The organism is Ruegeria sp. YTSC192 (assembly GCF_059609705.1).
Genome location: NZ_JBXWMG010000005.1, coordinates 268064 through 291943 on the forward strand (window position 1 = coordinate 268064; position 23880 = coordinate 291943).

Consider the following 23880-nt stretch of genomic DNA (forward strand, 5'->3'; position numbering starts at 1 on the left):
CAAGGCTGCCTATGTTGGTTTGCAACAAGCTAGGAGGATTCGATGGATCGATTCGACAGCAGCCCGGAACGCGCTTTGGAATGGCACCGCAGCGGTCGCGGTGCCGCGCTGGCCACTGTTGTCGAAACCTGGGGCAGCGCACCGCGCCGTGTGGGGTCTCAACTGGTGATAGGTGGGGACGGGCGGATTGAAGGGTCGGTCTCAGGCGGTTGTGTCGAAGGTGCGGTGATCGTCGAAGCCATTGAAGCAATTGATGAGGGCGAGGCGCGCCTGCTTGAATTCGGTGTCAGCGACGAAGACGCCTTTGCCGTCGGTCTGGCCTGCGGCGGCACGATCCGTGTGTTGGTCGAGCCGGTAGGCTCTGTCCTGCCTGAGCCGATGCTGGCCGAACTGGTCGCCGCCCGTGCACGCCGCGAACCACTGGCCTATGAAGTGAATATAGACAGTGGTCACAGGGCCTTGCGCCGCAATGCTTATGCGGATCGGTTGCGTATGGACCGGTCCGGGTTCGAGGAAGACGACAAGACCTTCGTCGCCGTTCACAACCCGCCGTTGCGGTTGATCATCGTCGGTGCGGTTCACATCGCCCAGGCCTTGGTGCCGATGGCGCGGATTGCGGGCTATGACCCGGCCATCATCGACCCGCGTGAGGCATTTGCGTCCGACAGCCGGTTCCCCGGAGAGACCCTGTTGACCGATTGGCCGGATGAGGCTGTTGCTAAACTGGGTCTGGATCAGCGCACGGCCATAGTCCTGTTGACCCACGATCCAAAGCTGGACGATCCGGCCCTGCAGGCCGCGCTGGATGCGGATGTGTTCTACATTGGCGCCCTTGGGTCGACCCGCACCCATGCCAAAAGGGTCGAGCGAATGACCGAGGCGGGGTTTACCCAAGCTCAGATCGCGCGCATTCACGGGCCGGTCGGCCTTGATATCGGTGCCGCAGGCCCTTCCGAAATAGCCGTGGCCATTCTGGCGCAAATGACCGCCGTTCTGCGAGGTAAGGCATGAAATTCGGCCCTGTGCCTGTGACCGAATCTGTCGGAGCCATTCTCGCGCATTCCGTCAAAGTGGCGGACCAAAAGCTGCGCAAGGGGCTTATGCTGACCGCCCAACATGTCTCGCAATTGTCCAGCGCGGGCTTTGACGAGGTCATCGTCGCCCGTCTGGAACCCGGCGATTGTCATGAAGACGAAGCCGCCGAGATGCTGGCCCGCGCTCTGGTCCCTGATCCTACGGACGCCAATCTGCGCCTGACCGAGGCGTTTACCGGTCGCGTCAACCTTCTGGCCGAAGGTCCGGGCGTGGTGGTGCTGGATGTGGCCGCGCTTGAGCAGTTCAACCGCATCAATCCCATGATCACCGTCGCAACGGTCCCGCAGCATCAGCAAATGAGCGCGGGCGGCATGGTCGCAACGATCAAGGTGATCTCTTATGCGGTCCCCAAGGCCGATGTCGAACGCGCGGCCGCCTTAGCACAAGCCTCGGTCCGTCTTGTCGTGCCAGTCTATCGCAGCGCGGGTTTGATCGTGACAGATATCGCCGGAGGGCCGCCCAACGAGAAAGGCATCGCGGCCATGCGCGGGCGTGTCGAAGCGTTGGGAATGGACCTGTGCGATGTACAGATCGTTCCACATAAGACCGATCAACTTGCCTTGGCTATTGATCGTGCCGAAGGCGATGTGCTGATGATCCTGACGGCCTCGGCGACGTCGGATGTGAACGATGTGGCACCGTCCGCGGTGCGCGCAGCCGGCGGGGACGTTGATCGGTTTGGCATGCCGGTAGATCCGGGCAATTTGCTGTTTCTGGGGGCGCTGAACGAACGTCCCGTGATCGGTCTGCCGGGATGCGCGCGCTCTCCGGCTTTGAACGGGGCCGATTGGGTTTTGTCGCGCGTGGCCTGCGGGGTCGAGACTACAGGTGCCGATATTGCGGCGATGGGCGTGGGCGGTCTGCTCAAGGAAATCCCGACCCGACCGCAACCCCGCGCGCAACGCAAGAAGTAGGTCAAGAGCCTCGCTGGGGCGCAAACGGGTTTGTGTCCTTGGCGGTTTCCGTCTCATTGGCGTCAAATAGCGACAGATTTTTGTTCTCAAGCAAGACCACCCGTGTTTAACTCGCCTCAAGCGAATGAGCCAAAGAAGGGGAGGTCTTATGCCAAAAATATCGCTGAATGTGAATGGTATGTCCGTGAGCGGTGACGTTGAGGGCCGGACATTATTGTCCGGTTTTTTACGGGATCACTTGAGTTTGACGGGGACGCATGTTGGCTGCGATACGGCGCAATGCGGGGCCTGTGTGGTGCATGTGAACGGTGAGGCCGTGAAGTCCTGCAACATGCTGGCTGTTGAAGCCGACGGGGCCGAGGTCGACACGATCGAGGGGCAGGCGGCTGAAGATGGGACGCTCAATACCCTTCAACAGGCGTTTCAGGATCACCACGGGCTTCAGTGCGGTTTCTGCACGCCGGGCATGGTGATGAGCGCGGCGGCCTTGCTGAAGGACAATCCACGCCCGTCCGAGGCCGAGATCCGCAAGTATCTGGAAGGCAACCTGTGCCGCTGCACGGGCTATCACAACATCGTCAAGGCGATCATGGCCGCTTCGGGTCAGGACGTCAGCAGCATCGCCGCCGAATAAGCGGCCCGAGGGAGGAGAACAAGCAATGCCCAAAGACAGTGGCATCGGAGCCAGTTCCAAGCGGCGTGAGGACGTGCGCTTTCTGACCGGAGCAGGCAATTACACCGACGACATCAACGTGGCCGGACAGGCCTATGTTCATTTCCTGCGTTCGGACATCGCGCATGGCCGGATCACCAGCCTTGATACCTCGGCGGCCGAGGCCATGCCGGGCGTGGTCAAGGTGTTCACCGGCAAGGATTTCGAAGGCGTGGGCGGCATCCCCTGCGGCTGGGAGGTGACCGACAAGCACGGCGCGCCCATGCAGGAACCAGCGCATCCCATTCTGGCCCAGGGCAAGGTGCGCCATGTGGGCGACCCGATTGCCGCCATTGTGGCCGACAGCCTGGAACAGGCGCGTGATGCGGCCGAGGCGATTGATCTGGACATCGAGGAACTGCCCGCTGTGGTCGACATGAAGGCCGCCGCGCAAGATGGCGCGACGCTGGTCCATGACGATCTGAAGAACAACATCTGCTATGACTGGCAGCTGGGCGAGACCGACGATGCAAAGGTCAACGAGGTCTTCGCCAATGCGGCCCATGTGACCACGCTGGATCTGGTCAACAACCGCCTGGTGGCCAACCCGATGGAGCCACGCGTGGCGGTGGGTGAGTATAAGCGCGGCACGGATGAGTACACGCTCTTTACCACGTCGCAGAACCCGCATGTGATCCGGCTTCTGATGTGCGCCTTCGTGCTTGGCCTGCCCGAGCATAAGGTCCGCGTGGTGGCCCCGGATGTAGGCGGCGGTTTTGGCACCAAGATTTTCCACTATGCGGAAGAGGCGTTCTGTACCTTCGCCGCCAAGGCCTGCAACCGGCCTGTGAAGTGGACCTCGAGCCGGTCCGAGGCGTTCATGTCGGACGCCCATGGCCGCGATCATGTCAGCAAAATCGAACTGGCGCTGGATGCAGACAATAACTTCATCGGGTTGCGCACCAATACCTTTGCCAATCTGGGGGCGTATCTGTCGACCTTCTCCAGTTCCGTGCCTACATGGCTGCACGGCACGTTGATGGCAGGCAACTACAAGACGCCGGTCATTCAGGTGAATGTTAAGGCGATGTTCACCAATACGGTGCCTGTGGATGCCTATCGCGGTGCTGGTCGGCCCGAGGCGACCTATCAGCTGGAGCGCGTTGTGGACAAGGCCGCACGCGAGCTGGGGGTCGATCCGATCGCCCTGCGCCGTCAGAACTTTGTCACCCAGTTCCCCTATGACACGCCGGTGGCGCTGACCTATGACACCGGGGATTACAACGGGACCATGGACAAGCTTGAGGCCGCCGCCGATCTGGCAGGCTTTGCCGCCCGCCGTGCGGAAAGCGAGGCCAAAGGCAAGCTGCGGGGTCTGGGCATCAACTGCTATATCGAGGCCTGCGGCATTGCGCCTTCGAACATCGTTGGCATGCTGGGGGCCCGGGCGGGTCTTTATGACGCGGCGACCGTGCGGGTGAATGCCACCGGCTCGATCAGTGTCATGGTTGGCGCGCATAGCCATGGGCAGGGGCATGAGACCGCCTTTCCGCAGGTTGTGGCTGACATGATCGGCATTGATGAATCGATGATCGAGATCGTGCATGGCGACACCTCGAAGATCCCGTTCGGCATGGGCACCTATGGCTCGCGCTCGCTGGCGGTCTGTGGTTCGGCCATGGTGAATGCCACCGAGAAGGTGATCGACAAGGCCAAGAAGATCGCGGCCCACCTGCTCGAGGCCTCCGAGGCGGATATCGAGCTGAAGGACGGTCAGTTCAGCGTGGCGGGCACCGACAAGTCGGTGGCCTGGGGCGATGTGACCCTGACGGCGTACGTGCCGCATAACTACCCGCTGGAGGTCGAACCGGGGCTGGAAGAGACCGCGTTCTATGATCCGGCCAACTTCACCTTCCCCTCGGGCGCTTATGCCTGCGAGGTCGAGGTCGACCCGGAAACCGGTCAGGTCAGCATCGAAGCCTTCACGGCAGCGGATGACTTTGGCAACATCGTCAACCCTATGATCGTGGATGGCCAGGTCCATGGCGGTATTGGTCAGGGTATCGGCCAGGCGCTGCTGGAGAACTGCGCCTATGACGAGAATGGCCAGCTGCTGAGCGCGTCCTTCATGGATTACGCCATGCCGCGTGCCGATGACGTGCCCTTTTACAGTGTTGATCATTCCAGCCAGACGCCCTGTACGCATAACCCGTTGGGTGTGAAGGGCTGCGGTGAGGCCGGGGCGATTGGCTCTCCGCCGGCTGTGGTCAATGCGGTTCTGGATGCGATGAACTCGGGCGGCAAGGCGGTGGATCACATCGACATGCCGGTGAGCCCGTCGCGCGTCTGGGCGGCGATGAACAGCTGAGTTGAGAGGGTGGACCGGGGGCCAGCCCCCGGACCCCCGAGGTATTTATAGCCAGATGAAGAGCGGATCTGCGCTCTTCGGAAAGGAAGACGAAATGTACAGTTTCGAGTTTGAGAAGCCCTCGAGCATTGCGGATGCGGTTGCCGCGCTAGGGACCGAGGATGCGCAGCCGTTGGGCGGGGGTCAGACGCTGATCCCGACGCTGAAGCAGCGCCTGGCAGCCCCTTCGGTGCTGGTCAGCATGGGTGGGATTCCCGAGATGCACGGTGTCTGTGTCGAGGATGACGGATCGGTCGTCATCGGCGGGGCGACAACCCATGCGGTGGTGGCGCGCGAGGCGGCGGGGTCGTATCCGGGGCTGGCGGCGTTGGCGGGTCAGATCGGTGATCCGGCGGTGCGCAATCGCGGCACCATCGGCGGGTCGGTGGCCAACAATGATCCGGCGGCCTGTTATCCGGCGGGTGTTCTAGGTTCGGGCGCGACCATCGTGACCAACGTGCGGCAGATCGCGGCGGATGACTTTTTTCAGGGCATGTTTGCCACCGCGCTGGATGAGGGTGAGATCATCACCACGGTCCGGTTCCCGGTGCCGCAGGCCGCAAGCTATCAGAAGTTCCTGCAGCCCGCGTCCCGGTTTGCCCTGGTCGGTGTCTACTTGGCGCGCTTTGCGGATGGTGTCCGTGTGGCCGTGACCGGCGCCAGCGAAGACGGTGTGTTCCGGTGGGCAGAGGCCGAGGAGGCCTTGAACAAATCCTTCAGCGCCGAGGCGTTGATGGGCCTGAGCGTCAACCCGATGAACATGATCGCCGACCTGCATGGCAGCAAAGACTACCGCGCCCATCTGGTCAGCGTCATGACTAAACGCGCCGTCCAAGACTGCTCGTAAACGCAGAAACAACAAACCCAAAAGCCCCGGGCAAAACCCCGGGGCTTTTGCTATGGTTTTCTAACCTTCGGAAGCTTTGCAGGTTGCCAATAGGCCCCGGTGTCTTCGCGCGTTTTTTCATAGGCTTCCACGCGGCGCAGCGCGTTTTCTCCGCCAGCTGCAAAGAGGTGGCCAAGCAGGCATTCCAGAACGGCCATAGCTCCGGAAAAACTGGAGAAGTGGTGCATCGACCGCGTGCTGATTTGCAGGCTCTGGTCCGGGCGAATACCCGGCGCGATCATGTCGCTATCCGAGATCAGGATGATCTTCAGACCTCGGTCCGCCGCGAAGCGCATGGTTCGGATCGTCTCGGATGAATAGGGGCGTACGGTTATGGCCAGCAGGCAGTCATCTGGCCCCGCATCCAGAAGATCGTCGGTTGCGGATCCCATGTGGCGCGGGACCAGTTGCAAGCCGGGATGGGCCATGCGGCCAGCATAGTGGAAATAGTGAGCGAGCGCATAGCTTGCGCGCGTTGCCGTTATGAAACAGCGATTTGCGCCTAGAATAAGCTGGATCACGGCGCTGGCTTTCGCCGGGTCCATCAAGCGTAGGGACCTTGACACAACGTTCATCTCGTTGCGTGCAAACCCTGCCTGAGCGGTGTCGAACGAAGCGTCAGTTCGCTCGTCGCTCAACCAATCCTGATCCAAGCGGCCCTCACCATCCGTGACGAGGGCATGTCGAAAAGGGCTGCGGAAGGCGTTGTAGCTATCAAAGCCCATCCGCTGGGCGAGGCGGACAAGAACATTCGAGCTGACACCGATTTTCGTCGCGGTCGTGCGGATCGGGTCGAGGCCAAAGTCGCCCGGATGGTCTATCACATATTTGGCCGCCGCCTGTAGTTGCGGAGGCATTTGGTCGATTGTTTGCCGGAGAGCAGAGATCAGAGGGCTGAGCGTATCGGTCATGGAATAGAAGAAAACATATGTTTTGAAGATAGCCAATTGAAAACGATCTGGATGAGCGTAGATCGAACCCATACAGAACGGAGATCTTAATGACGTCCACCGCCACAAAGCCATATGTCCTTGTTGCCCCCAATGGGGCGCGGCGTGGGCATGCGGATCATCCTCAGCTACCAGTGAGCTTGCAGGAGACCCTTCAAACGGCACGTGACTGCCATGCGGCCGGAGCGGATGGGCTGCATCTGCATGTGCGGGATGCCGAGGGGTGGCACTCTTTGGATGCGGGGCTGTATCTTGAAGCCCTAGGTGAGTTGCGCCATCAGATCCCCGGTCTGGAGGTTCAAATCACGACCGAGGCGGCGGGGGTCTATAACGCAGAGGCTCAATTCGAGTGCCTGAAGTTGGTGCGACCCGAATGGGCGTCGATCTCTGTGCGCGAGGTCGCTGAGATGGCGGATCGGGTTTACGGCCTGTGCCACGATCAGGGGACGCGGGTGCAACATATCCTCTATGATGCGCAGGACGCAGCTTTGTTGGGGCGATTGCAGGCAGAAGGCGTTGTGAGGGCCGGGCAGGTGGATCGTCTGTTTGTTTTGGGGCGGTATGCGACGGGGCAGGAATCTGCTCCGGAAGATTTGGATCAGTTTCCGCAGAATGCGGGGCCGTGGATGCTCTGCGCGTTTGGGGCACAGGAGCATGCCTGTTTGCTGAAGGCCGCGCGGCAGGGCGGGGATGTGCGCGTTGGATTTGAAAACAGCCTGACGGATTCCTCGGGCCAGACTTGGCCGAACAACGCAGCGTCGGTTGCAACACTCGTGTCGTTGATCAAAGGAGAACAAGAATGAGCCATGTGTTTCCACGCCACACAAAGGCCGAGCTACCCGTCGCGGCAGGCGGCGACGGGTGTTACCTGATTGATGCCAACGGCAAACGATATCTGGATTGCGGCGATGCGGCAGTGTCTTGTTTGGGGCATTCCAACCGCTCTGTGATAGAAGCTGTTCAGCAGCAGGTTGAGCAGATTGCCTTTGCCCATAGCGGTTTCATGACCTCGGAACCGGCAGAAGAACTGGCCGATCTGCTGATCCAGCATGCTCCGGGCGATCTGGACCGGGTGTATTTCGTGTCCGGCGGCTCGGAAGCGACTGAGGCGGCAATCAAGCTGGCGCGCCAGTATTTCCTGGAGATCAATCAGCCTGAACGTCACCATGTGATCGCGCGTCGCCAAAGCTATCACGGCAATACGCTGGGTGCGTTGTCTGCTGGTGGCAATGCGTGGCGGCGGGCGCAATTCGCGCCGATGCTGATCGAGATGACCCATATTGCGCCGTGTTATGAATACGCGGAAAAGCCCGAAGGCGAGAGCAGCTTTGACTACGGTCAACGCGTCGCGAATGAACTGGAGCAGGAGATCCTGCGCCTTGGGCCAGAAACCGTCATGGCGTTCATGGCGGAACCGGTTGTCGGAGCGACCCTTGGCGCCGTCCCCGCAGTCGAGGGGTATTTTAAACGTATCCGCGAGATTTGTGACCAATACGGGGTTCTGCTGATCCTCGATGAGGTGATGTGTGGGATGGGGCGAACCGGGCATCTGTTTGCTTGCGACCACGATGTCGTCTCACCGGATATTCTATGCATCGCCAAAGGTTTGGGGGCCGGGTATCAACCGATTGGAGCAATGCTCTGCACGGATAAGATCTATGACGCGATCCAGCAGGGCTCGGGCTTTTTCCAGCATGGTCATACCTATATCGGCCATCCGGTGGCGACGGCAGCGGCCTTGGCGGTGGTTCGTGAGTTGACCAGCCGAGACTTGCCCGCGCGGGCCGGAGTGATGGGGGGTAAACTTCAATCAGCGCTGGAAGTGGCTTTTGGGCAGCACGCCCATGTGGGCGATATCCGGGGACGGGGCCTGTTTCGCGGGATTGAGCTGGTCGCGGATCGCGAAAGCAAAACTCCGTTCGATCCGGCGCAGGGGGTGGCTGCAAAGATCAAAAAGGCGGCGATGGTCGAGGGGTTGATCTGCTACCCGATGTCGGGAACACGCGACGGCCAGGCCGGGGATCACATCCTTCTGGCGCCACCCTTCATCATCGAAGACGAGCAGATAGACGAGCTTGTCGCCAAGCTTGGCCGGGCGATCGCCGCCGTGATCTGACAATCCCGTGACGGCTCTTTTCGTCCAGCGCGATTTCGCTAGGTTTGGCGCGAACTGAAAAAGGGTGCGGCTATGGTGCAGGATATTTGGCGGAGTTTCCGAGGATTGCACCTTTGGGTTCAAATCTGGGTGGCCGTGATTTTGGTTCCGGTCAACCTGATGCCGCTGTTCTTTCTGGACCAGCCGCAGGGGCTTTTGATTGCCGGTCTTGCGATCATCGGCATGGCACTGAATCTGCCGATCATGATTGCGGCGCGCGGGATGACCGGGGCGATGGCTCTGCCGCATATCTTGTGCTGGGTGCCATTGGTGATTGTAGCGATGGGGCTTCTGAGCGCCGCGGAAACGCTCAACCCGGCTTACATTCGGTTCCTGTGGCTGCTGTTGATTGTCGATGCAATTTCTTTGGTATTCGACGTGCGTGATGCAGCACATTGGATGCGTAGTCGGAAAGCGGAATGAAAAAAAGCCCCTTCGGAGGCCGAAGGGGCTTGGACAATTGCGGTGATGGGCCGAATTATTTCTGCGGCAGTGGGCCGATCATCATGATCATCTGACGGCCTTCCATCTTGGGCATGTTCTCAACCTTGCCCAGGTCCTTGGTGTCTTCGGCGACTCGTTCCAGCAATTCGCGACCCAGGTTCTGGTGCGCCATTTCACGACCACGAAAGCGCAGAGTGACCTTTACTTTGTCGCCGTTTTCCAGAAACTTGAATACGTTGCGCATCTTGACGTCATAGTCATGCGTGTCGGTGTTGGGTCGGAATTTGACCTCTTTCACCTCGATAATCTTTTGTTTCTTGCGGGCTTCGCTCTCACGTTTCTGCTGTTCGTATTTGAACTTGCCAAAATCCATGATCTTGCAGACAGGCGGGTTCGCATTGGGCGAAATCTCGACCAGGTCAAGGCCGGCATCAGCGGCAAGTTGCATGGCTTTGGCAGGATGAACCACCCCGACATTTTCACCTTCGGCACCAATCAGGCGGATTTCTGGGGCACGTATCTTGTCATTGACGCGCGGGCCGGTGTCTCTCTGCGGCGGCGCGTTGTGGGGTCTGCGAGCTATGGGTTCATTCCTTTGATGATTGCAGAATTTCGAGGTTGGAATTTAGACGGGTGCGCGCAGTGTTTCAAGCAGCATAAAGGCTCAAAGACTGGAATTTCCCATGATTGAACACGGGAAACTGCCGGCCGGGACCCGATGGACCCGGCCAGACAGGTTGATCAGCCGACAAATGCTTTTTCGATGACGAACTCTTTCGGGTCCGAGTTCGCACCTTCGCGCAGGCCGAATTCCTCGAGGATTTCCTTGATGTCCAGGTTGAACGCCAGTGAACCGCAGACCATCGCACGGTCGGTTTCCGGCTTGATACCGCCTTCGATCCCCAGATCGGCAAACACGGTGCCGTCTTTCAGCAGGTTGGTGATGCGACCCATCTTCGGGCTCTCTTCCCGAGTGGTGGTCGGGTAGTAGCGGATCTTGTCGCCGAAACCTTCGCCCATAAGCTCGGCCAGCATTTCATCCTGACGGATGTTTTCGATCAACTGGCGGCCATATTCCAACTCAGCCACTTCGCGGCAGGTGTGGGTGATGATCACTTCGTCATAGTCCTCATAGGTCTGAGGTTCGCGTAGCAGCGAAGCGAAAGGGGCAAAGCCGGTGCCGGTGGCAAAGAACCACAGGCGTTTGCCGGGCAGCAGGGCGTCATGCACCAGTGTGCCCACGGGTTTGGGCCGCAGGATGATCTGATCGCCGGGCTGGATGTGCTGAAGTTTCGAGGTCAGCGGGCCGTCCTGTACCTTGATCGAGTAGAACTCCAGCTCTTCGTCCCAAGACGGAGACGCAATCGAATAGGCGCGCAGCAGCGGTTTCTGCCGACCGGTTTTCGGATCAGGATCGCCCATCAGACCAATCATCACGAACTCACCCGAGCGGAAGCGCAGCGTCGCAGGGCGCGACACCCGGAACGAGAACAGGCTGTCGGTCCAGTGCTTGACCTCGGTCACGGTCTGGGCGTCCGGCAGAACGGGGGCCTTTACGGCGGTTGCTTCACTCACGGGTTTCATCTCTGTCATCGTTTCACTGTCGGTGTGCTAGACCGACATCTCCGTTTAATCTTTGATCCAAGTCAGGAAAAGGGGCGAAACGCCCCTTTGATGTCACAAGCTGGCGATGGCGGGGTCAGCCCCGCAGGCGGGCCTGGTAGTTGTTTTCTTCCCAGTTGGCGCGGGCCAACCACTGATCTTCAGGCTGGCGCGTGGCGAGGGCGTCGTCGATCTCGACCTCGTCAAAGCCACTGCGCCGGGCCATGGCGTATTGATCAGCCAGAATGTGCCCCTTGGCGCGCAAACGGCCCGTGTAGCCTTTCAGGCGCAGCACACGGGCAATGGTGAAACCGCGACCATCCGCCGAGGACGGGAAATCCACCCGCACCATCTGAGCTTGGCCAAGACGGTCGATCAGCTCATCCGGGTCAGTGTCCGAGGCCACATCAAGCGCCACAACATCATTGGCCGCGTCTTCCAGCGTGACAAAGCCGTCGGTCCAGTCATCGGGGGAGAACCCCTCATCCGATACAATTACGTTCATGTTTTCTCTCCGGCGCGCACCATTTTGCCATCGACGAAATGGATGCCGCATTCTTCTTTGTTCTGGTCGCGCCAACGCCCGGCGCGGGGGTCTTCGCCTTCCTTGACCGGCGAGGTGCAGGGCGCACAGCCGATCGAGGGATAGCCTTTGGCCACCAGCGGATGCCGGGGCAGGTTGTTTTCATCCATATAGGTACGCACGTCCTCGGGCGCCCAATGGGCCAGCGGATTGACCTTGATCCGGCCGGTGCCGTCCTCGACCTCAAAGAACTCGAGCGCGGCGCGGGTGCCCGCCTGAAACCGTTTGCGACCGGTGATCCACCCGCAATAGCCGGTCAGGGCCTGTTGTAGCGGGAAGGTTTTGCGCAGGTTACAGCACGCATCGGTATCCCGCATACGCAGCGCGCCGTAAGGGTCTTCGCGTTGTATATCCTCATCCTCGGCGCGGATGATCCTGATGTTTTTCAGGCCAAGGCGTTCGCTGACTTCCTGTTGATATTCAAGCGTTTCCACAAACAACATCATAGTGTCAACAAACAGAACCGGCGTCATCCGGTCGACAACGGCAGCCATGTGCAACAGAACAACCGACTCGGCCCCAAAGCTTGAGACCAAAGCCAGATCGTCGATCTCTGCAATGGCGCCGTGCATCACATCATGCGCGCTGTGATGGCGGAACCGGGCATTCAGCGCGCTGACCTTTTCGGTCAGTTCAGCGCGGTCCTTACCCAGTTCCGTCTGAATCAGGTCAAGCGGCATTCGCCCGAGCCTCGGGGTAGAGGGCCGCCTTGAACGGCGCCATTCCTACGCGGCGATAGGTTTCCAGGAATGTCTCCTCGGCGCTTTCGCGCTGTTCCAGATAGGTGTCGACGATGCGCTCGACCGCCGGAACGATCTCATCATAGGCAAAGCCCGGACCTGTGCGGTCGCCGATGGCTGCCGTTTCGGTGCCGTCACCGCCCAACGTGATCTGATAGTTCTCGACGCCAGCGCGATCCAGGCCCAGAATGCCGATATGGCCCACATGGTGGTGACCACAGGCGTTGATGCAACCCGAGATCTTGATCTTCAGGTGACCAATGTCATGCTCCAGCTTCAGGTCCTCGAACCGGGTCGCAATCTCTTGCGCAACCGGGATCGAGCGGGCCGTCGCCAGCGCGCAGTAATCCATGCCGGGGCAGGCGATGATATCGCTGATCAGACCGATATTGGCGGTGGCCAGTCCGTGCTCTTTCAGCTTGGCATGGATCGCGGGCAGGTCCGATTTGTGAACATGCGGCAGGATCACGTTCTGCTCATGGCTGATGCGCAGTTCATCATAGGCGAACTGCTCGGCCAGATCGGCCATCACGCGCATCTGTTCTGCGGTCGCATCACCCGGCGTCTGACCGTGCTTCTTGATCGAGATCGTGACAATCGCGTGGTCCGCGTTCTTGTGCGGCGCAATGTTGGTGTCGACCCACGAGCGGAAGACCGGATCATTGGTGTAGGCAGATTCAAAGGACGCAACCGAACCTTCGCGGAAGGCAGGAGCCGCAAAATGACCCTTGATCTCGTCCAGCAGAGCCATGTCAGCGCCTTTGAATTGCGGGCGAACCTGCAGGAAGCGTTCGTTGACTTTGGCGCGGATGGCGTCGATCCCATGCTCGTGCACGGTGATCTTAATGCGGGCTTTGTATTTGTTGTCACGGCGACCGATCTGGTTCCAGACGGAAACGGTAGCCTCAAGATAGGCCAGCAGGTCGTCAAAGGCGACGAAGTCTGACAGTTCCTTGCCGATCATCGGGGTGCGGCCCAGACCGCCGCCAACGATGACGCGGGCACCCAGAACGCCGTCACGCTCGACCAGTTGCAGGCCGATATCGTGCGCCTTGATCACGGCGCGGTCGTTTTCTGAACCGGTGATGGCGATCTTGAACTTACGCGGCATGAACTGGAATTCCGGGTGGTCGGTCGACCACTGGCGCAGCAGCTCGGCATATGGGCGCGGGTCGGCGACCTCATCCGCGGCGGCACCGGCGAAATGGTCGGCGGTCACGTTACGGATGGTGTTGCCCGAGGTCTGGATGGCGTGCATGCCAACCTCGGCCAGCGCGTCTAGCATATCCGGCACGTCGTTCAGTTTCGGCCAGTTGTACTGGATGTTCTGGCGGGTGGTGAAATGGCCATAGCCCTTGTCCCACTTTTCGGCCAGCAGGGCCAGCTGGCGCATCTGTGCGCTGTTCAGCGTGCCATAGGGAATGGCAACCCGCAGCATATAGGCGTGCAGCTGCAGATACAGGCCGTTCATCAGGCGCAGCGGCTTGAACTCATCTTCAGTCAGCGAGCCGTCGATGCGGCGTTCGACCTGTGCGCGGAACTGACGGTTACGCTCGGCCAGGAATGCTGTGTCAAACTCGGAGTAGCGATACATGTGTAGCTGTCCTTAAATGCAGCCCCGAAACCTTGGGGCCTAAATGGGGAGATAGGGGCCAGAGGTCAGGCCCGGGGCTGCGACTGTGTTTCCTGCTTGCCATGGGCATAGTTCGAAGGTCCGGTGCGGCGGAACTCCTCTCGGAAATGGGTGGGTTCGGGGCCGTATTCGCCAGCCACGGCATCGGCCAGATACGCGCCGACGATTTTGCTCGCCTGACGCGCGGCGTCCAGCAGACGCACCTGCGCATGGGCCTCATCGGTGATCAGCTCGGCCTCGGACAGTTCACGCGACCAGCGGTCATCTTCGGTCTGATAGATTACGTCACCTTCGAGAAGATCATTGGCGGTGACGACTTTGGGGGTAAAAGTGCGGGCCATCAGGCATGCTCCTTCTTGAATTCTGTAAGGGCCAGGGCCGCCTGACGCGGGGCGAGGCCATAAAACATGAGGGCTGGTCCGTCCATCTCGGCGGCAGCCAAGTCTTTGGGCAATTGGTCCAGATTGGTTTCCAGAATGCGTTGGTCGGGGCGTGAGGCATTCTCGATCAGCGTTACAGGGGTCTGGCGGTCGGCACCGTGCATGATCAGGCGCCCCTGAATGAAGCGTGCTGATTTCTTGCCCATATAGACGGCCGCTACCGATCCATCGCGTGCAAGGGCCGCCCAGTCGTGATCCGCGAACCCTTTCATGTCGTGGCCGGTCAGGAACCGAACCGAGGAGTTGCGACCACGACGCGTCAGGCTTTGACCGATCCCGGCCACGGCGGCAGAGGCTGCAGTGATACCCGGCACGATCTGCCACGAGACACCCGCTGCGGCTACGGCCTCGATCTCTTCATCCAGCCGCCCGAAGACGGTCGGGTCGCCGGATTTCAAACGCACAACATGTTGGCCCTTGAGAGCATGCAAGACGAGCAGCGCGTCGATGTCTTTCTGTTTCCATGACGGGCCGAAGCCAGCTTTGCCAACGTCGACCAGAATGGCAGATTGCCCCGCCAGTTTCAGAACCTCTGCACTGATCAGGCGATCATGCAACACGACATCCGCCCGCTCAAAAGCCTTGACTGCCTTGAGCGTGAGCAAATCCGGATCACCAGGCCCTGCGCCGACGAAATCGACGTGGCCCGGTTTTTTATGTGGCTCCGACTGCGTCATCTTCTGTTCCAGTTGGTTTGACTTGCCTTGATATATAGGAAATATTCCCGGTATCACGCCATATGGCGTGTCAAATAAGAACAATCGTTCTGTCATTTGTTGAAATTGGAACGTTGGTTTCGAAACGTAAGGAAAATTGGAATGTCGGTGCGGATAGACGACACAGATCGGAAAATTCTGGCTGAGCTACAGCGCGATGCCAGCCAATCTTTGGACGAAATAGCAGTGCAGGTCGGCAGTTCCAAGACACCTGTATGGAATCGAATCCGCAAGTTGAAAGGGGCCGGCATTATCGGTCAGCAGACCGTTTTGCTTGATGCCGAGGCGCTGGGTTTCGAGGCCACGTTCTTTGTTTTGATCCGAACTTCCGAGCATGAGGCCGAATGGCAGCACAAGTTCCTGAAGGCCCTGCGTGACCAACCGGAAGTGCAGGAGGCCCATCGGCTGGCAGGAGACATCGACTATATCCTGAAAGTCAGGGTTAAGAATGCGCGCGCCTACGATCAGTTTTACCAACAGCTGATCTCGGAGGTACGTGTACACAACGTGACTGCTCTTTTATCGATGGAAGAGATCAAATCGACCACCATGCTGCCTCTTAACGCTTTGGTGGATGGCTGACACAAGGTTGGGGGCGCCGCCCCCGCCGCCCCTTGAGGGGCGACTCCCCCGAGATATTTTTAGCCAGATGAATGAAGGATCCCATGCTTCATCTGGCCCAAAATACCTCCGCCGGAGGCATCGCGCCTCTGCGCGATTTTCCTGAGTCTTTCGGGGGTCGGTACGCTGATTTGTGTCGTATATGCGGCGAGATGAAATCTGGTAGGAAACGATCTGGAAGTTGTGCGGACTTGCCATGAGACGCGGCCAATGCAAGACCTTAGGACATGCAACGCATTTGGGTTATTGCCGGATTTCTGTTGATGGTCGGAGTTTCGTCTTCGGCCGTGTGGTTCTATGGTTACCGGCAGGCCGTGTTTCAGCTTAGCGAAAAGGCCGAGGCGGACTTGGAACTGGCGGCGGATCGGTTGACCACGCAATTGCAGGTCTATCAGGAGCTGGCTGTGCTGATGGCCAGCCACCCGGTGCTTGAGGATCTGAATTCGCCCTCCCGACGGGCCGCTGCGCAGGCTTTGCTGTTGGAGGTCGCAGATAAAACTGCGGCGGTTGATGTTCTTTATGCTGATCGGTCCGGGGCAGTTCTGGCGTCTGCTCATGAAGGAGTTGCGGGCTCGGTCGAAGAAAGCCCGGCCTTCAGGCGTGCCATGCAAGGTGCGCTGGGAAGCGCGCATGGTATCCTTCAAGGCGCTGGTAGCCGGATATTCACCTACGCCGCCCCGGATTTTGATGCGAGTGGGGCGGTGACCGGGGCATTGATTGTGATTGCCGACGTAGAGGACATCGAGCAAACTTGGCGCGGCAGCACTGAAGCGGTGTATTTTGTCGATCATTCCGGTGTGGTCTTTATTTCGAACCGGCTAGAGTTGCTAATGTGGCAACGTGTGGGCGTAGAGATTGGCTTGACACCTCCGACCGGTCAGGCCGTCTCTTTTCAGGCGCGGCGCTTGGGCCCGTATGAGCTCTGGACGCTGGATTGGGGTCCGTATCTGCCGCGTCGGGCTTTGCATCTTGTCAAGGAACTACCGGTGATCGGAATGACCGGCGAGGTGTTGATGGATGTCGCTCCGGCCCGGCGATTGGCAGGTTTGCAGGCCGCGACAGTTGCAGCCATCTGTTTGGCTTTCGGCGCGTTGCTGTTTCTTGCGACCGAGCGGCGGCGGACTCTGGCGCAGGCAAACTCGGTACTGGAAAGTCGTGTTGCGAAACGCACCAAGGATTTGACAATAGCGAACGCCGCGCTGCGCCGTGAAATCGCCGAGAGGCAAGAGGCCGAAGCCGCCCTGAAACGCGCGCAGGCCGATCTTGTTCAGGCCGGTAAGCTGAGCGCCCTAGGGCAGATGTCCGCCGGAATCAGTCATGAATTGAACCAGCCTTTGATGGCAATTCAACAGTTTGCCGACAATGGCTCGGCCTTCATGGAGCGGGGGAAATCCGAGAAGGCCGCGGAAAATCTGGGTCGCATTTCCCAGATGGCGGCGCGGATGGCGCGGATTATCAAGAACCTGCGCGCATTTGCCCGCAACGAAAGCGAACCGATGGGCCGTGTGGATCTGGTGCAGGTTCTGAACGCTGCTGTCGAGTTGACCGAAGCTCGGCTGCGTTCTGAAAGCGTCTCTCTGGACTGGTCTGCGCCTGAACATCCTGTCTTTGCCTGGGGTGGCGAGGTCCGGTTGGTGCAGGTATTCGTAAATCTGATCAACAACGCGGCTGACGCGATGAGCCAGCAGGCAGAGCGCCGCATTCAGATCGTTATTCATCCCGGCGAAAGGTTGTCGGTCACAGTGCGAGACATCGGGCCGGGGATCGAGAACACGGAAAAGCTGTTCGAGCCGTTTTATTCGACCAAGGCTGTAGGCTCTTCCGAAGGGATGGGACTAGGGCTTTCGATCTCATATGGTCTGGTCCAGAGCTTCGGTGGCAATATCTGTGGAAACAACACGGAAGAGGGGGCAGAGTTCACGGTTGAACTTGAGCCCTGTGAGAAGGAACAGGCAGCATGACGCGGGTCGTTTTGGTGGTGGATGACGACGCTGCGGTGCGCGAGGCGCTGGCGCAGACCCTCGAACTGGCTGACTATCAGCCTGTCGCGGCCGGGTCCTTCGTGGCGGCCAAAGATCACATTCGAGCGGATTTTCCAGGGGTCATCCTATCGGATATCCGGATGCCGGGGCGGGACGGGTTTCATCTGCTCAGCTATACGCAAGCGATCGATCCTGACTTGCCAGTGGTTTTACTGACGGGTGAGGGCGACATTCCGATGGCGGTTCAGGCCATGGGGCAGGGGGCGTTCGACTTTCTGGAGAAACCCTGTGCTGCGGCGGATCTTTTGGCGGTTCTGGACAAGGCGTTTGATGCGCGCACGCATATCATCCAACAGCGCGCGCTGAAATCCGAACTGGAGCGCGGAGACCCGGCGGCGCGGCTTTTGTTTGGGCTTTCCCCACAGGCCGAGGCCTTGCGTGAACGCGTGCGCAGTGTCGCTCCGACCGGGGCCGAGGTACTGGTCACGGGCCCGGCGGGGAGCGGGATTTCCAAAGTTGCCGAGGTTGTACATCTTATGTCGCCCGTTGGACAGGGACCGTTCGTCAAACGCGCGGCGGCCGGGTTGGGCGTTCAGGAATTCACCCGGGCCTGTGAAGATGCCAAGGGTGGGTCTCTGTTTCTGGATGAGATATCCGCGATGCCGCAGGCTACTCAGTATGAAGCTCTGGATGTGATTGAGCGCGGCGCAGGCGCGCGGATCATTGCGGGCACGACTTCGGACCTGTCTGCGATCTCTGCTGAGGGCCGATTCAATGCCGATCTTTACTACCGTCTGGATGTGATGCGCGTGCGCATTCCATCTCTGGCGGAGCGCACCGAGGATATTCCGACGCTTTTTCGTCACTATGTCGCCCAGGCCGCCGAGCAGGCGGGGATCGCTGAACCGGACGTGTCACCCGAGCATCTTGCGGCATTGATGGCCAGTGATTGGCCGGGCAATGCGCGGTCTTTGATGTCGTCGGCCATGCGATTTGTTTTGGGCATGCCCGAGGAGGTTTCAGAGGCGACGGATCTGGGTTTGAACGAGCAGATGGCACGGGTGGAACGTTCGTTGCTCATCGCTGCTTTGGGGCGGCACAACGGCAAGGCTTCGGATGCTGCGAAGGCGCTGAAGCTTCCGCGCAAGACGTTTTACGACAAACTGGCGCGCTATCAGATTCGGCCCGAGGATTATCGGCGATAGGGGCCCCTCCCGCCAGCTTTGCCCGCATTTGCATGCGGTTAAAGCTGTTGGGCGTGGCAGTCCGCCAAGGCGGACTGCGGATGGTGTCTGATCGATTCGGGGGTGATTCGGAATACTGTGCGAGATTCCGCACGATGGGGTCGAGGGATGTGCGGGTTTTCGCACATGTGCGATGGTGGCCTAATTACGTGTTTTAGAGTTAGGTTGTAATGCACTGTTTTAAGGAAAAAAATCCTGACATCACAAGGCCTATTACAAACTGTTGTTTCACCGTGAAGCAGTCGGTTCACTGCCGTCCATACGGTGCCGAGATGGGACCGATGAGACATTTCGAGGAAGTCTGGGAGGAAAACAGATGAAATTCCTGACAACAGCAGCCACAGCGCTGGCTTTGACGGTAACGGCAACGGCGGGCATGGCGGCGTGTGACGACGGTGAGATCGTTGTGAAGTTCGCGCATGTGACGAACACCGACAAGCACCCCAAAGGCATCGCTGCCTCGCTGCTGGAACAGCGCGTCAATGACGAGATGCAGGGTGTCATGTGTGTAGAAGTCTATCCGAACTCGACGCTCTACAATGATGACAAGGTTCTTGAGGCGATGCTTCAGGGTGATGTGCAACTGGCGGCACCGTCGCTGTCCAAATTCGAAAAGTTCACCAAGCAGTTCCGCCTGTTTGACCTGCCGTTCATGTTCAAGAACATTGACGCAGTGGATGCCTTCCAGGCTTCGGATGAAGGTCAGGCAATGAAGGACAGCATGCAGCGCCGCGGTCTGCAGGGGCTGGCGTTCTGGCACAATGGCATGAAGCAGATGTCGGCGAACAAGCCGCTGGAAACCCCGGCTGATGCTGATGGTCTGAAGTTCCGTGTGCAGTCCTCGGACGTGTTGGTTGCGCAGATGGAAGCGATTGGTGGCAGCCCGCAGAAGATGGCGTTTTCGGAAGTCTATGGCGCGCTGCAACAGGGCGTTGTCGACGGGCAAGAGAACACCTGGTCGAACATCTATGGCAAGAAGTTCTTCGAGGTGCAGGACGGCATCACCGAGACCAACCATGGCATCATCGACTATCTGGTCGTGACCTCGGTGGACTGGCTGGACAGCCTCGACCCCGAAGTGCGTGATCAGTTCCTGACCATCCTGGCTGAGGTCACCGAGACACGTAACAAGGAAGCCTTTGCCGTGAACGAAGCCGCCAAGGCCTCGATCACCGATGCGGGTGGTATCATTCGTCAGCTGACGCCCGAACAGCGTCAGACCTGGGTCGACACGATGAAACCGGTTTGGGACCAGTTCGCGGATGACGTAGGTCAGGACAAGATCGACGCCGCTCAGGCGATCAACGCCGGGTTCTGATCCCGGTTCAGGATGCGCGCTGGGGACTGGGGAGTAATCTGCGCGCAGGCCGGGCGGGCCGAAATAGGCCCGCCCCAACACTCTCATCATCACAAAAAATGTGGGGACAGATAGATGTCTGGTGCGAAATCCGGCCCGGCTGGGCTGGTCGACCATATCGAAGAAACCCTGATCGCGGCGCTACTTGGCCTGATGACGGTCGTAACTTTTGCCAACGTGATCGCGCGGTTCTTCTTCAACTCGAATATCCTGTGGGCGCTTGAGCTGACGGTCTTCCTGTTTGGATGGCTTGTGCTTTTGGGCGCATCTTATGCCGTCAAGAAACACGCCCATCTCGGCGTTGATGCAATCCTGAACATGCTGGCCCCTGCGCCGCGTCGGATTCTGGCGCTGATCTCGGTGGCTTGTTGTCTTGCGTTTTCGCTGCTGTTGCTGAAGGGGTCGTATGACTATTGGGCTGTCTTCGCGGATCTGCCGCCAACCTCAGGCCGCTGGTTTCCCACGGGTCTGAACTTTGACGCGCGCAGTCAGAGCTTTTACGAAGTTGATGATATTCCGATGATCGCGCCGCTGCGCTTTCTCGAGGATATGATCAACTACGGCGAATATTACGAAAAGCTGCCCAAAGTTGTTCCCTATTTCGTCCTGCCACTGTCGATGTTGCTGCTGGTGATCCGCTTTGCGCAGGTCGCGGTGCAGATCTGGCGAGGTGAGGCGGACCGTCTGGTCGCCAGCCACGAGGTTGAGGACGAGATCGAAGAGGTTCGTGCGCAGCAAGGAGAGCATGACTGATGGACGTTGTACTTCTATTTTCCATGGTCATCGGCCTGCTGCTGATCGGAGTTCCGATTGCGGTGGCACTTGGCCTCAGCTCGACCCTGTTCCTGCTGATTTACTCAGACAGCTCACTGGCTTCGGTTGCAGGCACGCTGTTTGAGGCGTTCGAGGGGCACTTCACCCTGCTGGCGATCCCGTTCTTCATCCTCGCATCGTCCTTCATGACGACCGGAGGGGTCGCGCGGCGGATCATCCGGTTCTCGATTGCCTGTGTGGGGCACCTTCCGGGTGGTCTGGCGATTGCGGGCGTGTTTGCCTGTATGCTCTTCGCGGCACTTTCGGGGTCTTCCCCTGCGACGGTTGTGGCCATCGGCTCGATCGTTATCGCCGGGATGCGGCAGGTGGGTTATTCCAAGGAATTCGCCGCTGGGGTGATCTGTAACGCTGGTACGCTGGGTATCCTGATCCCGCCGTCCATCGTGATGGTCGTCTATGCAGCCGCCGTTGAGGTTTCGGTCGGGCGCATGTTCCTTGCCGGGGTCATTCCGGGCCTGATGGCCGGTTTGATGCTGATGGTGACGATCTATGTGATGGCCAAGGTCAAGAACCTGCCGAAAGGTGACTGGAAAGGGTGGGGTGAGATATTTACCTCGGCCCGCGAAGCAGGTTGGGGCCTGTTCCTGATCGTGATCATCCTCGGTGGTATCTACGGGGGCATCTTTACCCCGACCGAGGCTGCTGCGGTGGCTGCTGTCTATGCCTTCTTTATCGCGAGCTTTGTCTACAAGGATATGGGGCCTCTCAGCACCGAGGAAGGCACGCAGAACCTGTCGCTGCTTAAAAAGCCCTATGCGTTGCTCACGGCTTTCTTCCACCCTGATACCAAGCACACGCTGTTCGAGGCTGGCAAGCTGACCGTTACGCTGTTGTTCGTGATCGCCAACGCGCTGATCCTCAAGCATGTGCTTACGGATGAGCAAGTGCCGCAACATATCGCCAGCGCCATGCTGTCGGCCGGGCTGGGTCCGGTGACCTTCCTGATCGTGGTGAACGTGATCCTGCTGATCGGTGGTCAGTTCATGGAACCATCGGGTCTGCTGGTGATCGTGGCGCCTCTGGTGTTCCCGATCGCGATCGAGCTGGGTATCGATCCGATCCATCTGGGCATTATCATGGTGGTCAACATGGAGATCGGGATGATCACACCTCCGGTCGGGCTGAACCTGTTCGTGACCTCGGGCGTTGCCGGTATGCCGATGATGGGCGTTGTGAAGGCCGCGCTGCCGTTCCTGGCCGTGCTGTTCGTCTTCCTGATCATGGTGACGTATATCCCGTGGATATCGACCTTCCTGCCCAACACCTTCATGGGGCCGGAAATCATAACGAACTAAAGCGTTTCGGGTTTTACCTGAATCGCCAAGTGACACGAATGTCCCGAGAACGCTGAAAGCGTGACAGGGTATTCGTGTCACAAGATTAACCCGAAACGCTATAGGGGTGGCTAACGAGAGCGAACCGGGCGCGTTTTCTCGCCCGGTTTTTTCGTGCCTTGAATACGGGTGCAGAGTACTTACCTAAAGCGTCAGAGGACGACCTCCCCACAAAGGGCGATCATTCGGGACGACCCGAAAATCCGAAAGGGGTCCTCGATGTCCTGGATTTTTCTTTTATTTGCCGGCCTGTTGGAGATTATCTGGGCCGTTGCCATGAAGCAGTCGGCTGGTTTCACACGGCTTTGGCCGACGGCTGTGATGGGCGTGTCAATGATCGGGTCCTTCGCGTTGCTAGCGCTTGCGATGCGGACCCTGCCTTTGGGAACGGCTTATGTGATCTGGACCGGCATAGGCGCGGTGGGCGCGTTTATGGTTGGCATCCTGTTTCTGGGCGAGGCCGTGACCGCCACGCGCATTTGCGCAGCGGTTCTGATTGTCGCGGGCTTGATCACGATGAAACTGGCCTGATGCTCCTCAGACGCTTTCCAGCGCTTCAACGATGCCCGAGAAATCGGCCGCTTTCAGGCTGGCCCCACCGACCAGCGCGCCATCCACGTTGGACACACCGAAAATCTCGGCTGCGTTTGACGGTTTGACCGAACCGCCATAGAGCAAACGCACCGAGCGCCCCACGCCTTCGCCAAAGCGACGCTCAAGCTGGACGCGGATGAAGTCATGGACCTCGCCGATCTCGTCCAGTGTCGGAACCTTGCCGGTGCCGATGGCCCAGATCGGCTCATAGGCGACAATCAGGTTCTCACCGGTGGCGCGGTCCGGGATCGACCCCGACATCTGACCGCCGATGATGTCCAGTGTATTGGCGGCCTCGCGCTGCTCAAGGCTTTCGCCGACGCAGATGATCGCCTGCAGGCCCGCCTCCATCACGGCGTTGGCCTTGGCGCGTACATCTTCATTCTGTTCGCCATGGTCTTCGCGCCGTTCGGAATGTCCCAGAATGACCGCCGAGGCCCCTGCGTCTTTCAGCATCTCGGCGCTGATATCGCCAGTATGCGCGCCTGAGGTCGCGGCGTGGCAATCCTGCCCACCGACGGCAACGCCCGTGCCCTGGGTGCGTTCCGCGGCCTGGTGCAACAGCGTGGCAGGGGGGCAGATCAACACGTCGACGCTGGGCGAGGGGTGTTTCGCGGCCAAGGCGTCCAATTCGGTCAGCGCCGCGCTGGTTCCGTTCATTTTCCAGTTTCCAGCCGCCAGTTTGCGCCGCATCTCC

General features: G+C 59.4%; 24 protein-coding genes. 15 read left to right on the forward strand and 9 right to left on the reverse strand.

Annotated elements, in window-relative coordinates:
- Window positions 1–42 precede the first annotated feature (42 nt).
- The 5 genes from AC2FD8_RS09955 (at window position 43) to AC2FD8_RS09975 (ending at window position 5915) form a co-directional block, all read left to right on the forward strand.
- Window positions 43–1011 (forward strand): XdhC family protein, encoded by a 969-nt coding sequence (locus AC2FD8_RS09955; protein ID WP_496855749.1) that lies wholly within the window; start codon window positions 43–45, stop codon window positions 1009–1011.
- Entirely contained in the window at window positions 1008–2009 is a 1002-nt protein-coding gene (locus AC2FD8_RS09960) for a molybdopterin-binding protein (protein WP_496855750.1), read from the forward strand. The genes AC2FD8_RS09955 and AC2FD8_RS09960 overlap by 4 nt, the downstream gene beginning before the upstream one ends.
- 148 nt (window positions 2010–2157) lie before the next feature.
- Window positions 2158–2643, forward strand: coding sequence for a (2Fe-2S)-binding protein (locus AC2FD8_RS09965; protein WP_496855751.1), 486 nt, complete (start codon window positions 2158–2160; stop codon window positions 2641–2643).
- A gap of 25 nt (window positions 2644–2668) precedes the next feature.
- On the forward strand, window positions 2669–5029 hold the full coding sequence (locus AC2FD8_RS09970; RefSeq protein ID WP_496855752.1) for a xanthine dehydrogenase family protein molybdopterin-binding subunit: 2361 nt from the start codon (window positions 2669–2671) through the stop codon (window positions 5027–5029).
- A gap of 94 nt (window positions 5030–5123) precedes the next feature.
- On the forward strand, window positions 5124–5915 hold the full coding sequence (locus AC2FD8_RS09975) for an FAD binding domain-containing protein (RefSeq protein WP_496855753.1): 792 nt from the start codon (window positions 5124–5126) through the stop codon (window positions 5913–5915).
- 50 nt (window positions 5916–5965) lie between these two features.
- Here the strand turns inward: AC2FD8_RS09975 and AC2FD8_RS09980 are convergent, their stop codons facing one another.
- Window positions 5966–6865 (reverse strand): MurR/RpiR family transcriptional regulator, encoded by a 900-nt coding sequence (locus AC2FD8_RS09980; RefSeq protein WP_496855754.1) that lies wholly within the window; start codon window positions 6863–6865, stop codon window positions 5966–5968.
- Window positions 6866–6954: 89 nt separating this feature from the next.
- Between AC2FD8_RS09980 and AC2FD8_RS09985 the strand changes: the two genes are divergently transcribed.
- The 3 genes from AC2FD8_RS09985 to AC2FD8_RS09995 all read left to right on the forward strand — a co-directional run bounded on the left by AC2FD8_RS09985 (window position 6955) and on the right by AC2FD8_RS09995 (window position 9482).
- Entirely contained in the window at window positions 6955–7707 is a 753-nt protein-coding gene (locus tag AC2FD8_RS09985; RefSeq protein ID WP_496855755.1) for a beta-keto acid cleavage family enzyme, read from the forward strand.
- Complete coding sequence (locus AC2FD8_RS09990) at window positions 7704–9020, forward strand: aspartate aminotransferase family protein (protein WP_496855756.1); 1317 nt, start codon at window positions 7704–7706, stop codon at window positions 9018–9020. The genes AC2FD8_RS09985 and AC2FD8_RS09990 overlap by 4 nt, the downstream gene beginning before the upstream one ends.
- A 72-nt stretch (window positions 9021–9092) precedes the next feature.
- Window positions 9093–9482, forward strand: a complete 390-nt coding sequence (locus AC2FD8_RS09995) for a hypothetical protein (protein WP_496855757.1) — start codon at window positions 9093–9095, stop codon at window positions 9480–9482.
- 55 nt (window positions 9483–9537) lie between these two features.
- Here the strand turns inward: AC2FD8_RS09995 and infC are convergent, their stop codons facing one another.
- From infC to cobA, 7 genes are all read right to left on the reverse strand, one after another.
- Complete coding sequence (gene infC, locus AC2FD8_RS10000) at window positions 9538–10128, reverse strand: translation initiation factor IF-3 (protein WP_496855787.1); 591 nt, start codon at window positions 10126–10128, stop codon at window positions 9538–9540.
- A gap of 116 nt (window positions 10129–10244) precedes the next feature.
- Window positions 10245–11096: a ferredoxin--NADP reductase gene (locus tag AC2FD8_RS10005; RefSeq protein ID WP_496855758.1), complete on the reverse strand. Its 852-nt coding sequence runs from the start codon at window positions 11094–11096 to the stop codon at window positions 10245–10247.
- A 106-nt stretch (window positions 11097–11202) separates the two neighbouring features.
- Complete coding sequence (locus tag AC2FD8_RS10010; RefSeq protein WP_496855759.1) at window positions 11203–11610, reverse strand: DUF934 domain-containing protein; 408 nt, start codon at window positions 11608–11610, stop codon at window positions 11203–11205.
- The gene (locus AC2FD8_RS10015; RefSeq protein WP_496855760.1) at window positions 11607–12368 is read right to left on the reverse strand and encodes a phosphoadenylyl-sulfate reductase; all 762 of its coding nucleotides are present in this window, start codon (window positions 12366–12368) and stop codon (window positions 11607–11609) included. The genes AC2FD8_RS10010 and AC2FD8_RS10015 overlap by 4 nt, the downstream gene beginning before the upstream one ends.
- Window positions 12358–14022 (reverse strand): nitrite/sulfite reductase, encoded by a 1665-nt coding sequence (locus tag AC2FD8_RS10020; protein WP_496855761.1) that lies wholly within the window; start codon window positions 14020–14022, stop codon window positions 12358–12360. The genes AC2FD8_RS10015 and AC2FD8_RS10020 overlap by 11 nt, the downstream gene beginning before the upstream one ends.
- 65 nt (window positions 14023–14087) lie before the next feature.
- The gene (locus tag AC2FD8_RS10025; RefSeq protein ID WP_496855762.1) at window positions 14088–14402 is read right to left on the reverse strand and encodes a DUF2849 domain-containing protein; all 315 of its coding nucleotides are present in this window, start codon (window positions 14400–14402) and stop codon (window positions 14088–14090) included.
- Complete coding sequence (gene cobA / locus AC2FD8_RS10030; RefSeq protein ID WP_496855763.1) at window positions 14402–15178, reverse strand: uroporphyrinogen-III C-methyltransferase; 777 nt, start codon at window positions 15176–15178, stop codon at window positions 14402–14404. The genes AC2FD8_RS10025 and cobA overlap by 1 nt, the downstream gene beginning before the upstream one ends.
- Window positions 15179–15319: 141 nt before the next feature.
- Between cobA and AC2FD8_RS10035 the strand changes: the two genes are divergently transcribed.
- The 7 genes from AC2FD8_RS10035 (at window position 15320) to AC2FD8_RS10065 (ending at window position 23120) form a co-directional block, all read left to right on the forward strand.
- On the forward strand, window positions 15320–15799 hold the full coding sequence (locus AC2FD8_RS10035; protein WP_496855764.1) for an Lrp/AsnC family transcriptional regulator: 480 nt from the start codon (window positions 15320–15322) through the stop codon (window positions 15797–15799).
- 266 nt (window positions 15800–16065) lie between these two features.
- A complete protein-coding gene (locus AC2FD8_RS10040) occupies window positions 16066–17799 on the forward strand; it encodes a sensor histidine kinase (RefSeq protein WP_496855765.1) in 1734 nt (577 codons plus the stop codon).
- Window positions 17796–19025 (forward strand): sigma-54-dependent transcriptional regulator, encoded by a 1230-nt coding sequence (locus AC2FD8_RS10045; protein WP_496855766.1) that lies wholly within the window; start codon window positions 17796–17798, stop codon window positions 19023–19025. The genes AC2FD8_RS10040 and AC2FD8_RS10045 overlap by 4 nt, the downstream gene beginning before the upstream one ends.
- Before the next feature lie 355 nt (window positions 19026–19380).
- The gene (locus tag AC2FD8_RS10050; protein ID WP_496855767.1) at window positions 19381–20382 is read left to right on the forward strand and encodes a DctP family TRAP transporter solute-binding subunit; all 1002 of its coding nucleotides are present in this window, start codon (window positions 19381–19383) and stop codon (window positions 20380–20382) included.
- 114 nt (window positions 20383–20496) lie between these two features.
- Complete coding sequence (locus AC2FD8_RS10055) at window positions 20497–21174, forward strand: TRAP transporter small permease (RefSeq protein WP_496855768.1); 678 nt, start codon at window positions 20497–20499, stop codon at window positions 21172–21174.
- Entirely contained in the window at window positions 21174–22550 is a 1377-nt protein-coding gene (locus tag AC2FD8_RS10060) for a TRAP transporter large permease (protein ID WP_496855769.1), read from the forward strand. The genes AC2FD8_RS10055 and AC2FD8_RS10060 overlap by 1 nt, the downstream gene beginning before the upstream one ends.
- Window positions 22551–22808: 258 nt before the next feature.
- The gene (locus AC2FD8_RS10065) at window positions 22809–23120 is read left to right on the forward strand and encodes a DMT family transporter (RefSeq protein ID WP_496855770.1); all 312 of its coding nucleotides are present in this window, start codon (window positions 22809–22811) and stop codon (window positions 23118–23120) included.
- A 6-nt stretch (window positions 23121–23126) separates the two neighbouring features.
- On the opposite strand, the gene tpiA is transcribed toward AC2FD8_RS10065, so the two are convergent.
- On the reverse strand, window positions 23127–23876 hold the full coding sequence (gene tpiA / locus AC2FD8_RS10070; protein ID WP_496855788.1) for a triose-phosphate isomerase: 750 nt from the start codon (window positions 23874–23876) through the stop codon (window positions 23127–23129).
- Window positions 23877–23880: the final 4 nt, after the last annotated feature.

Bases quoted from the DNA above. Each gene is read 5' to 3' on its own strand.
- AC2FD8_RS09955 (WP_496855749.1), top strand. From the start codon at position 43: ATGGATCGATTCGACAGCAGCCCGGAACGCGCTTTGGAATGGCACCGC.
- AC2FD8_RS09960 (WP_496855750.1), top strand. From the start codon at position 1,008: ATGAAATTCGGCCCTGTGCCTGTGACCGAATCTGTCGGAGCCATTCTC.
- AC2FD8_RS09965 (WP_496855751.1), top strand. From the start codon at position 2,158: ATGCCAAAAATATCGCTGAATGTGAATGGTATGTCCGTGAGCGGTGAC.
- AC2FD8_RS09970 (WP_496855752.1), top strand. From the start codon at position 2,669: ATGCCCAAAGACAGTGGCATCGGAGCCAGTTCCAAGCGGCGTGAGGAC.
- AC2FD8_RS09975 (WP_496855753.1), top strand. From the start codon at position 5,124: ATGTACAGTTTCGAGTTTGAGAAGCCCTCGAGCATTGCGGATGCGGTT.
- AC2FD8_RS09980 (WP_496855754.1), bottom strand. From the start codon at position 6,865: ATGACCGATACGCTCAGCCCTCTGATCTCTGCTCTCCGGCAAACAATC.
- AC2FD8_RS09985 (WP_496855755.1), top strand. From the start codon at position 6,955: ATGACGTCCACCGCCACAAAGCCATATGTCCTTGTTGCCCCCAATGGG.
- AC2FD8_RS09990 (WP_496855756.1), top strand. From the start codon at position 7,704: ATGAGCCATGTGTTTCCACGCCACACAAAGGCCGAGCTACCCGTCGCG.
- AC2FD8_RS09995 (WP_496855757.1), top strand. From the start codon at position 9,093: ATGGTGCAGGATATTTGGCGGAGTTTCCGAGGATTGCACCTTTGGGTT.
- AC2FD8_RS10005 (WP_496855758.1), bottom strand. From the start codon at position 11,096: ATGACAGAGATGAAACCCGTGAGTGAAGCAACCGCCGTAAAGGCCCCC.
- AC2FD8_RS10010 (WP_496855759.1), bottom strand. From the start codon at position 11,610: ATGAACGTAATTGTATCGGATGAGGGGTTCTCCCCCGATGACTGGACC.
- AC2FD8_RS10015 (WP_496855760.1), bottom strand. From the start codon at position 12,368: ATGCCGCTTGACCTGATTCAGACGGAACTGGGTAAGGACCGCGCTGAA.
- AC2FD8_RS10020 (WP_496855761.1), bottom strand. From the start codon at position 14,022: ATGTATCGCTACTCCGAGTTTGACACAGCATTCCTGGCCGAGCGTAAC.
- AC2FD8_RS10025 (WP_496855762.1), bottom strand. From the start codon at position 14,402: ATGGCCCGCACTTTTACCCCCAAAGTCGTCACCGCCAATGATCTTCTC.
- cobA (WP_496855763.1), bottom strand. From the start codon at position 15,178: ATGACGCAGTCGGAGCCACATAAAAAACCGGGCCACGTCGATTTCGTC.
- AC2FD8_RS10035 (WP_496855764.1), top strand. From the start codon at position 15,320: ATGTCGGTGCGGATAGACGACACAGATCGGAAAATTCTGGCTGAGCTA.
- AC2FD8_RS10040 (WP_496855765.1), top strand. From the start codon at position 16,066: ATGCAACGCATTTGGGTTATTGCCGGATTTCTGTTGATGGTCGGAGTT.
- AC2FD8_RS10045 (WP_496855766.1), top strand. From the start codon at position 17,796: ATGACGCGGGTCGTTTTGGTGGTGGATGACGACGCTGCGGTGCGCGAG.
- AC2FD8_RS10050 (WP_496855767.1), top strand. From the start codon at position 19,381: ATGAAATTCCTGACAACAGCAGCCACAGCGCTGGCTTTGACGGTAACG.
- AC2FD8_RS10055 (WP_496855768.1), top strand. From the start codon at position 20,497: ATGTCTGGTGCGAAATCCGGCCCGGCTGGGCTGGTCGACCATATCGAA.
- AC2FD8_RS10060 (WP_496855769.1), top strand. From the start codon at position 21,174: ATGGACGTTGTACTTCTATTTTCCATGGTCATCGGCCTGCTGCTGATC.
- AC2FD8_RS10065 (WP_496855770.1), top strand. From the start codon at position 22,809: ATGTCCTGGATTTTTCTTTTATTTGCCGGCCTGTTGGAGATTATCTGG.
- tpiA (WP_496855788.1), bottom strand. From the start codon at position 23,876: ATGCGGCGCAAACTGGCGGCTGGAAACTGGAAAATGAACGGAACCAGC.